Below are 10,829 nucleotides of genomic sequence, written 5' to 3'. Positions count from 1 at the left end.
GTACTACAGCTGTTATGTGGTAATGATGTGTTGCTGGTTAACGAGCTCGTCGTAGGTGGTTTGAACGCCATCAAGCGTCACGAGCGTGGTATTAGTGTAGGTGCTCCCTGCACCGTCACGGTCGATGGAGATCACGGTATTACCATTACTATTAGTGACATGGAGGTAGTTCCCGAGCGTGGAGGCGCTACCGTTCCAGCCCACCAGCAGGTCGCTAATGTCGATTTTATCCCCCTGCGCCAGCGAGAAGCCGGTCCAGTGGTCGCCCGCGGTGCTGCTGACGTTCCCCCCCGTGGCATTCCCTACCGTATTGTTCAGCACCTGGTAAATCAGCGTGTCGCCGTAGGCGGTGCCGGTAATGACGTCGTTGTGTTCAGAGCTGATGAACTGAGGCGCCATGTTGATGGTCAGCGAGGCGCTGTCCGTCTTCCCGGTGGCATCGGTCAGGGTGTAGTTGAAGGTCTCCTTCGAGGTCATGGATGAGAGCGATACCCCGCTGTTGAGGGTATAGGTGTAATGCCCGTCAGCGGCAATCGCCAGGGTGCCGTAATGGCCGGTGATATTGACGGTTGCGCTGCCGGTGTACGGATCCAGCGTGGTGGTCACGCCGTTGTAGCCGGTAATACTGACGCGTGTATCCACCGAGTGGAGCTGATCCAGCACGCCGCCCGAGTCGGTGCCGTCAAAGATATTGCCGTTGACGGTGTGAGTGCCCGTGGCGTCAAAATCAGTCAGCGAGTAAGTGGTGCCGTTGACGCTTGGGGTAATGGTAATGTTCCCGACGCTCAGCCCCGGTACGCTACCGGTATAGCTCAGCGTGTAGGTCCCGGCGTTGAGATCCAGACCGGTCAGCGGAACGTCAATACTGCCGTTCAGTAACGAAATGCCGCCGAAGGAGCCGCTGCGGATCACGCCCGAGCCGTCGCTGATTGTCCAGTTCACCGTCAGTCCGCCCAGCGACAGCAGCGAGGACACGTTAAAGTGCAGCGAGGCGTTATGCAGCGCGGTGTTTGGATCCACCACAAAAGTTCCGCTGCCGCTACCCTGGGTTGACGAGAGCAAGGCAGTCGTCCAGCTTGCCGTACCCACGGTGGTATCGGAGTACGCTGACGTATGGTGTACTGACGTTACATCCATCACGGCGCTAACATCGTTCACCGCATTCATCGGCTGGGCGGTTGGAGTGATGTTGAGCGATGCCGTGTCTTTCGTGCCGTCTGGCGCGGTGACGGTATAGACGAAGGTATCCGGCGTGCTGATATGGTCCACACCGACACCACTCCTCAGGGTATAGGTGTACTGACCGGATGAATTAATGGTCAGCGTGCCGTATTCCCCCTGAATGGTGGTGGTGCCAGTGCCGTTGACCGCCACGCCGTTCACTTCGGTAACCAGCGTGCCTGCTGGAACCGGGTCATTCGCCAGCACGTCGCCCGTGGTCGTCTCGCTGATGCTCGATACGCTGTAGACATGATCCTGCAGAACGCTCAGCGTGTAGGCCGTCAGGGCGGTGATCCCGGACGCGGTATTCAGCAGGAACAGGTACTCCCCGGCAGGCAATTGCAGCGTTAGCTGAGATGACGTGCCGCCCAGCAGCGGGGCACGCAGCCAGCCCGACTCGACGCGTACCTGCTCGAAAGTCTGGGTGGCGTTGTTAAATTTATAGACGTACAAATCAAACACCGACGCCAGCGCCACGCCGCCCACGGAGGCCTGGATGGTCATGGTGCGGGTGGTGCCTTCCTCCACGTTATAGATAATGGGGTTGGTCATATCGTCCAGCAGGTTAAGCCCCAGCGTGTTGCCGAGATTGATACCCACCAGGGTAAAGCCGCCCTGAGACGAGGTGCCGTTATTGATTTCGTGCACGCTGGTGTCGAAGGTCAGGGCGTTGGTATCGTCCACGGCGACAATGCCGTTGCTGACGGTTCCCGTTCCGAGCGACACCACCAGCTGTGCCGAGGCGCTGACGCCGTTATGGGTGATGGTGTAGGTGAAGCTCTCTGTCCGGCCAATGACTGCCGCGCTGGTGTCGGTCAGGGTGTAGGAGTAGCTGCCGTCGCGGTTAATGGTCAGCGTACCGTATTGTCCCTGGACCACCGTCCCGTCGGCATTGATGTTGGTGGTAACACCTTGCGCATTCGTAACGGCGGAGATCGTGGTTCCGGCCGGGGCGTTGTCGCTGCCAGCGGTCGGGTCTGTATCCAGAATCACGTTCCCGTTGAGGCTGGTATCGCCCGTGACCGTGCCCGGACCGGTCTCTTTCACCGCCACGTCGAGGCTGGTGTAGGAGCCGGTCGCCAGCAGGTTGGTGTTATAGCTGAGCACACGGTAGTTGCCGTCAGCCAGCCCGGTCAGGTTCAGCGATACGCCGGTGGCACCGAGGGTCAGCAGGTCAGCAAACTGCGGCTGTCCGGTGTCCACCACGGTGGTCCAGGCGCCGTTGACGTAGTGCTGCACCACCAGCTCAAGGGTGTTAAGCAGAGAGAGCACAGCCCCCGTGGCGTTGGCGTTCACCACGATATCCGCGCTCCCGCCGTTGCCCACCGTGAAGTTCACCTGCGCGGTGTCGTTCCCGAGCAGCGTCAGGACGTTGCCCACGGCGCCGACCAGCAGGAAGCCGTAGTCGCTGTACTGGCTGTTGGTGACGGTGGCCGTGGTACTGAGATCCAACTCTTCGACGTTATTGCTGGCGGAGAGCGGCACCACCGGCGCGAGCGCCGAGCCGGGCAGCGAGGTGTTGCCCGCCGCGTCGGTGGCGGTGATCTGCAGCGTCTGGCCTTCGGTCTGTTTATTCGTAAAGGTATAGCTGTAGGTGCCGTTACTGCCCGCAATGGCGGTTACCGTTGAGCCGTCCGCAAGGCGGATACTGACGGTGCTACCTGCTTCGGCATTCCCGGTCAGCACGCTACCGTCGGCGTTGAAGGTCCCGGTCGGCGCCGTTGGGGCGGTCGTATCGACGATAATCGTCGTCACGGTGGACGCCACGCTGGTGTTGCCCGCCGCATCGGTGGCTGTGGCCGTGAAGTTATGCGTGCCTTGCGTCAGTGTGGTGGTGGTTTGTGGCAGGGTCCAGTTGCCGCTGGCATCCGCGGTGACGGTACCCACCAGCGTGATGCCATCGTAGATCCTTACCGTCGCATTCGCTTCCGCGGTTCCGTTCAGCGTAGGGCGCGTGTCGTTGGTCGGGCCGGTTATCGGTCCGGTGACGCTGCCCACATCATCAACTACCGAGCTAATGACGGGCGCTGACGGGGCAAGGGTATCAACGTTAATCACATACCCGGCGGTTGGCGCGCTGACGTTGCCCGCCGCATCGGTGGCGGTAAAGGTTAAATTGTGCGAACCGTTGCCCAGCGCCGGGGAAGGGGTAAAGCTCCATGCCCCGCCGGTGGCCGTCACGCTGCCAATCTGCACGCCGTTATCAAAGATTTTCACCGTCGATCCGGCTTCCGCCGTCCCGCTGAGGGTTGGCTGGGCATCGTTGGTCAACCCGCCGTTAGCAACGGGCGTTGCCGCATTGCCCACGTCGTCCAGAATGCTGGTGAGCACTGGCAGCGCAGGCGGCGTGGTGTCTATCGTCAGACTGAAGCTTGCCGACGACACGCTGGTGTTGCCTGCCGCGTCCGTCGCCTGGGCGGTGAAGCTGTGTGCGCCCGTTGTCAGCGTGGTATTGAGCAAGATACTCCAGTTACCGGTGCCGTCAGCAGTCCCTGTCCCGACCAGCGTGGTTCCCTCATAGATATTCACCGTGGCAAACGGTTCACTGGTTCCGACAAGGCGCGGTACGGTGTCGTCCGTGGTCTGCCCGGACGTGATCGGGCCGGTGATGCTGCCCACGTCGTCAATCGCCTGGCTGATAACCGGCGCGTTCGGTGCCGTGGTATCGACAACCAGGGTAAAGCCTGGCGAAGCCGGGCTGACGTTCCCCGCGGCATCGGTGACGGTGGCGGTCCAGGTATGGCTGCCGCTGGACAGCGGCGTTGACGGCGTGAAGCTCCATGCGCCGGTACCGTCTGCCAGCGCGGTGCCGATCGGCTGCCCGTTTTCATAAACGGTGACCGTGGCGTTGGCCGTCGCGGTGCCGTTTAGCGTCGGCGTGGTGTCGTCGGTACTCTGCCCGGAAGAGAGCGGGGTTTGAACGCTGCCCACGTTGTCTGCTGCGGTTGATATAACCGGCGCAGACGGCACGCCAGTATCTACCGTCAGGTTAAACGGCGCGGTCGTACTGCCGGTGTTGCCTGCCGCGTCGGTGGCATTGAAGGTGATGGCATGCGGCCCGTCGCTCAGGTCACTCCCCGGGGTGAAGGTCCAGTTACCCTGGGCATTCACGACTGCGGTGCCAATTTCGTTACCATCAACGATCACATGCACTGTAGAACCCACTTCACCCGTGCCGTTGAAGGTCGGGCGCGCGTCATTGGTGGTGTTGCCTGACGTAAGCGTCCCGGTGACCGGTGCGATATCGTCGATCACGCTGGTCACTACTGGCACGACCGGACCTGCGGTATCGACGGTAAAGGTGAAGACGGAGGAGTTAGCCGAGGCGTTGCCCGCGACATCCGTTGCGTACACGCGCAGGGCGTAGCTGCCGTCGACCAGCGGCGTGGTCGGGGTGAAGGACCAGTTTCCGCTTCCGTCGACGATTGCAGTACCGATCTGCGTACCGTTGTTCATGATGTGGATGGTGCTGCCCGCCTGTCCGGTACCGCCGATCGTTGGTGTGCTGTCGTTGGTTACCTGCCCGCTGGTGAGGTTGCCCGTGATGCCGCCAGGGACGTTGTCATTCACCGTATCCAGCGTTGGCACCGTCGGTGCTGTCAGGTCAACCACCACGCTCCAGGCGCCTGAGACTGCGCTGACGTTACCCTGCGGGTCTGTCGCCTGAGCGGTGAAGCTATGCGAGCCTTCGGCGAGTGCGGTGTCCGGGGTAAATGTCCATGCGCCGGTGCCGTCCGCCGTAACCACGCCAATCTGCGTGCCGCCGTCGAATATCGTCACCACGCTGTTGGCTTCCGCCGTTCCTGAAAGGGTTGGCGTGGCGTCGTTGGTTGGTGTGCCGCTGACCACGGTTGTGGCGGAATTGCCCACATCATCCGTTACGTTAGTGATGACCGGCGTGGTGGAAACGGTATCCACCACAACGGTGAAGCCCGCAGAAGGCGCGCTCTGATTCCCCGCCGGATCGGTCTCGCGGATGGTGAGTACGTGAGTACCCTCCGCCAGCGGAGAAGGTGGCGTGAAGCTCCAGGTGCCGGTATTGCCGACCACTGCGCTGCCCAGCAGCGTCCCGTTGTTATAGACGGAGATGGTATCTCCCACCGCGCCGGTGCCGGTCAGCGTCGGCTGGTTGTCGTTGGTGGTCTGGCCGTTGGTTAACGGACCGGTGCCTGGACCCACGTCGTCAATCACCGCGCCGATGGTCGGTGTGCCCGGTGCGGTGAGGTCAACGGTGACGCTGGCGGCAGGAGAGCGGCCGCTGGTCGCACCGTTGAGTGTCGCGGTTACCTCAAAGGAGTGCAGACCTTCGCCAAGCGCGGCCGGTGTATAGCTCCAGTTGCCGCTGCCGTCGGCCGTTACCGTCGCCACAGGCGTCAGTCCACCGTCCTGATAGATGGTTACCAGGCTGCCCGCTTCGGCCGTACCGGTCAGCGTAGGCGTGATGTCATTGGTGGTTTTGCCTTTTACATCGCCCGTGAGCGGCGCTGCGTCATCGTTGATTGCCGTAATGACGGGAATATCAGGAAGATTAGGCAACGTACCGATGACGTTGTAAGTCGCATCAGGGCTGGTGCGCCCCGAAGCATCGGCGGCGCTCACGGTCAGAGACGCGCCGTCCTGCGGTGCCGGGCTGACCGCGATGGAGAAGTTGCCGGTGCTGTCGACAACACCAGTCCCAATGACGGTGCTACCGTTCATCACGGTAATGATGCTTCCCGCTTCGGCGGTACCGGTCAGTGGCGTCCCTTCTGCAGCCAGGTTCAGATTGTCAGGGGCGGTTGGGTCGAGAGTATCAACCGTGACGTTAAGCGGCGCAGAGATGGCTGAGGTGTTACCGGCTGGATCGGTGGCCGATACGGTAAAGGTATGTTGTCCATCCGCCAGCGTACTGTCGGCTGTCCAGGTCCAGGAGCCGTTTGGCTGAACAGTTACCGGTACGGCGGATGGCGTGCCATCCACCGAGACGACAACGGTCGATCCCGGTTCACCGGTTCCGGTGAGCGTTGGTACACCGTCGCGGGTATAGAGCACATTGTTGGTGAGCTGGCTATCTGAGACGGCATTGATCTGCGGGATCTCAGGCGCAACGGTATCGAGTGTCACGGTAAATACCGGGCTGGGCGCGCTGACGTTACCTGCCGCGTCGACGCCCGCAACGGTGATATTTAGCGGGCCGTCCGTTTGGGCTGGCAGGTCAATATTCCATTCTCCATTCGCCACGACGACGCGTCCCAGTTCGACGCCGTTGTTGTAGACGATCACCGTCTCACCGTTCACGCCGGTGCCGCCGACTGTCGGCGTGGCGTCTGTGATGAAGCCACCGCTCGGCTCGCCGCCAACGGCGCTAATTACCGGTGTATCCGGTGCCACGGTATCCACGGTGATGGTGATCGCCGGTGACGCGGCAGAGACGTTGCCCGCTTCATCGGTAGCGGTGGCGGTATAGACGTGGCTGCCCTCGCCAATATTGCTGTCAGGACGCCAGCTCCAGTTGCCGGTGCTGTCTACCGTGACGGTGCCAACAACGGTCGGTATGCCATTGACGGTGTCGGTGATGTTGATAACGTCGTTCGCCGTTCCGGTGCCGCTCAGAACCGGGCGCGGATCGTTGGTGGTTCCACCATCGGGAACGGGGCCGGTGACCTGGCTGACGCTGTCGGTAATAACCGGTGCCGCAGGTGTCGCTGGCGGGTCGGTGTCAATGGTGATGGTTACCGGCTGTGACGGCGCGCTTTCGTTACCCGTGCCGTCCATGTTGGTCACGGTCAGGGTAATGTCATAGGTGCCGTTAGGCAGCGGTGTGGCGGGCGTCCAGGTCCAGTTCCCGGTACCGTCCACCACGACATCATCAAGTTTGACGCCACCGTTGTAGATCGTCACCGTATCGCCCGGATTACCGGTGCCGCTCAGGGTCGGCGTGGTATCGCGGGTGGTTTCTCCCGGGTTCAGCGGCGTTTCTGTTCCGTCAGGATTGACGGTAATTGCCGGGATATCCGGCGTGGCAGGCGCCACGGTATCCACCGTCAGCACAAACGGGCTGGAGACAGTGGTATTGCCTGCGGCATCCGTGGTATGCACCGTCAGCGAATGCGGGCCGTCGGTGAGCGGGGTAACAGGCGTAAAGCTCCAGCCGCCGCTTCCGTCAAGGATGGCGGTGCCGAGCAGCGTTGTGCCGTCATAGACGGTGACGACCGCGTCAGGCGGTGCGGTACCCTGCAGCAGCGGCTGGGTGTCATCGGTAGTATCGCCGCTGCTGAGCGGCCCCTGAACGCCGCCGACATCATCCGTCACGCTGGCAATGGTCGCGGCCACTGGCGGCGTGGTATCGACGATAATGTTGAAGCCGGTTGACGGCAGGCTGGTGTTACCTGCCGCATCGGTGGCAACAACGGTGAAAGTATGAGGTCCCTCGCCAAGCGGTGCGGTGGGGGTATAGGTCCACGTACCGTTGCTGCCGACCGGGACCGTGACAAGATCGGCACCATCAAGACGAATGGTGACCGTTGAGCCCGGTTCAGCCGTGCCGTTGAGCGTTGGCGTGGTGTCGTTGGTACTGCCGTTGGGGCTAAGCGCACCGAGGCCCTCGGGGGCATCATCCACCACCTGAGTAATGACCGGCGTAGCGGGCGCCACGCTGTCAATTATCAGCCCCCAACTGTTGGACACGCCGCTTGTATTGCCTGCCGCGTCGGTTGCAACTGCCGTCAGGGTATGCGGACCCTCACCCAGTGGTGTGGAAGGGGTAAAGCTCCATGCACCGAGGCCATCAGCGACGGTGGTACCTATCACCACCCCGTCAGCACGAATTGTGACCGTGGCGTTTGCCTCGGCGGTGCCGCTCAGCGTCGGGGTGGCGTCGTTGGTGGTGTCATTCAGGTTGAGCGAGCCAAGCGTTCCCCCGGGAGCATCGTCCACGACCTGCGTAATCACCGGGGCGTCTGGTGCGGTACCGTCAACGGTAATCGTCCACGCGTTCGATTGACCGCTCGGGTTACCGGCAGCATCTGTTGCTGTCGCCGTGAACACATAGGTACCGTTAGACAGTGGTACAGGCGGTGTAAAGCTCCACAGGCCGGATGAGGGGACGTTCACCGTGCCGAGGATATCGCTGCCGTTGGATATCGTGATGGTCGAACCGGGTTCGCCCGTGCCGTTCAGGGTCGGGGCCCGGTCGTTGGTCAGCCCATTCTGGCCCACGGGGCCGGTTGTGGCCTGCACGTCATCAATCACCGACACGATAACCGGGGTCTGCGGTGGGGTCGTATCCGGTGCCGCCGCGGCGGTTGCGGGGCCGGTATTGCCTGCGGCATCGGTGGCGTTTGCGGTCAGCGTTTCGCCGTTGAGCTTAGGCGGGGTCAGCGTCAGGGTGAAGTTACCCTCACTGTCTGCTACCGACGTGCCAAGGATGACATTGCCATCCCGGATGGTTACCGTGCTGCCCGGCTCTGCGGTACCGCTGATGGAACCGCCATCATTTGACACGACGAGATTGCCGGGGGCCAGCGGCGGGGTAGTGTCAACGGTGAAGTTGATAGGCGCTGATGCCGCACTCTGGTTTCCGGCGGCATCGGTTTCCACGACGGTTATCGAGTGTGCTCCGTCCGGGAGCGGACCGTCTGGCCTGATGCTCCAGGTGCCGTTGGGCAGTACGGTTGTGGTACCCACGACCACACCATTATCGTAAATAGTAATGGTTCCACCCGGCTCGCCCGTTCCCGCCAGGATCGGTTTTGATGCATCGGTGGCGGTGCCAGAGGTGATGGTTCCTCTGATAGTCCCCGTGTCGTCAGTCAGTACGATCGCCGTCGGCGTTGCCGGCGGGGTGAGATCGACGGTCAGCGTGAAGACCGGTGAAGCGGGGCCGGTATTACCGGCGGCGTCAGTTGCCCGCACCGTAATCTGGTGGGTACTTTCGCTCAGATCAACTGACGGGGTGAATGTCCAGGTGCCATTGCTGGAGACGACTGCCGTGCCGATGGCGATCCCGCCGTCATAGATCGTCACGGTTGAGCCCGCCTCGGCGGTGCCGCTGAGCTGGGGCCGCTGATCGTTGGTGCTGCTGCCGTTAGTCAGCGCCCCCGTTTGAGGGGCGACATCGTCCGTTACGCTGCCAATCGTTGGGGCATCGGGGGCGGTGAGATCCGGCGCGGTCACCGTTGCGCTCTGGCTGGTATTCCCTGCCGCATCCGTCGCAGTTGCGGTGACATGTTCACCGTTGATCAGCGGAGTGCCGAGAGAAACAGTAAAGTTGCCGTCGCTGCCGGTTTTCCCTGTGCCGATAACGTTGCCGTTTGCATCTTTCAGCGTGATTGTGCTGCCGGGTTCAGCGGTACCGGTGACGGTTTTCCCGTCCGACGAGAACGTCAGGTTCGAAGGTGCATTCGGCGGCGTTGTATCCGGGGTAGAAGGTTCACCTGGCGTGCCGGGATCAGGATCAGGATTAGGATTAGGATTAGGGTTACCGTTATTGTCATCGTCACCCCCCCCGCCACCACCGCCGGAGCTTGCCGCCGCCGCGATGCCGCCTGCGGCAACAATACCGCCCAGCGCCCATGGCCAGATGGCCGCGCCACCGGTATCACTTCCGGATGCCGCTAGCAGCACGTCTGTCGACGCGATAGATTCATACGTGGCGGCCCCGGCAGGATCTTCTATCCACCATAACGCACCGTCGCTGTCCTGGAGTACCAGCTGGCTTACGCCCTGCGCGTCCGTGACGTAGAAATTTTTAAGGGTTATTACTTCCCCTGAGTGCAGTGTCACCACCAGATCGTTACCACTTCGCGCGAAATGGGAGACATCAGCTCGCTCTACATGAAGCTCAACGATAGAGGAATGGCTCAGCGTAACCTGTGTGCCTTCCGTCGTAGTTTCCACGCCAGTAAGTTTTGATATAACAGAGATTTGGCTCATTTCGTTATGACTCCAGCAGAGTTACCGTGAACGGCGAGCAAGACGAGCCATCTCTGTAGAAGGTAAAGGGCGCCCCCGGCGGAGTGACTGTTAATTAAACAGTCCTCACCGTCTTTTTTAGAGCGAACGATGCCCGCCAGAATTCAGAGTGGCAACATCAGAGCGAATCTAATTACATATGAAAGAAATACGTTTTATTTGTGTTTTGCGTCTTTTAAAACCCTGTAATTAATAGAGGAATTCGTTTTGAGGAGATAAAAATGACATAGCCAGAAAACTCTGAATGTGCAAATTAAGCTTGCGTAAATAAAGGGGTAAACAATGAAGAGGGCATTAATGTATTGATGGTGTTTATTGATGTTTTTTTCTATCGTTATGTTTTTAATGTCTTTTTATTTTCCGTGTGTTGTGACTTAGTCATCCTGAAGATGCAGTGTAATTATTGGTGGGAGATGTTTTAAATATAATTTAAATTGTGATTATTTAATCGTGCTTAATGTGTGTTTAAGTTAGGGTAACGTTTTTGATATAAGATATATTATATCACCGGTGTAATAAAATATATTCTTGTAGGGGGTTAAAACTCTGCTAGCGGTTGCAGGATAATAATAATGGGAAGATAGATATAAAATAACCTGATTTATTTTCAATGTGATTACGTCGCAGGCATGATTTTCTGGACGGTAAAAAATCGC

1 protein-coding gene is annotated in these 10,829 nt (G+C 60.1%); it reads right to left on the bottom strand.

All coding sequences use genetic code 11. From position 1 onward, the window contains the following. Positions 1-12: 12 nt before the first annotated feature. Positions 13-10,134, bottom strand: a complete 10,122-nt coding sequence (locus A4308_RS01905) for a BapA/Bap/LapF family large adhesin (RefSeq protein WP_063308464.1) — start codon at positions 10,132-10,134, stop codon at positions 13-15. Positions 10,135-10,829: the final 695 nt, after the last annotated feature.

This window comes from Enterobacter sp. ODB01 (assembly GCF_001623605.1).
GTDB classification, from domain to species: Bacteria; Pseudomonadota; Gammaproteobacteria; order Enterobacterales; family Enterobacteriaceae; genus Enterobacter; species Enterobacter kobei.
The sequence above is the reverse complement of the archived record's forward strand: the minus strand, read 5'-3'. Positions and strand labels throughout refer to the sequence as shown.

Coding starts and splice junctions, on each gene's coding strand:
- A4308_RS01905 (WP_063308464.1), bottom strand. CDS start 10,134: ATGAGCCAAATCTCTGTTATATCAAAACTTACTGGCGTGGAAACTACG.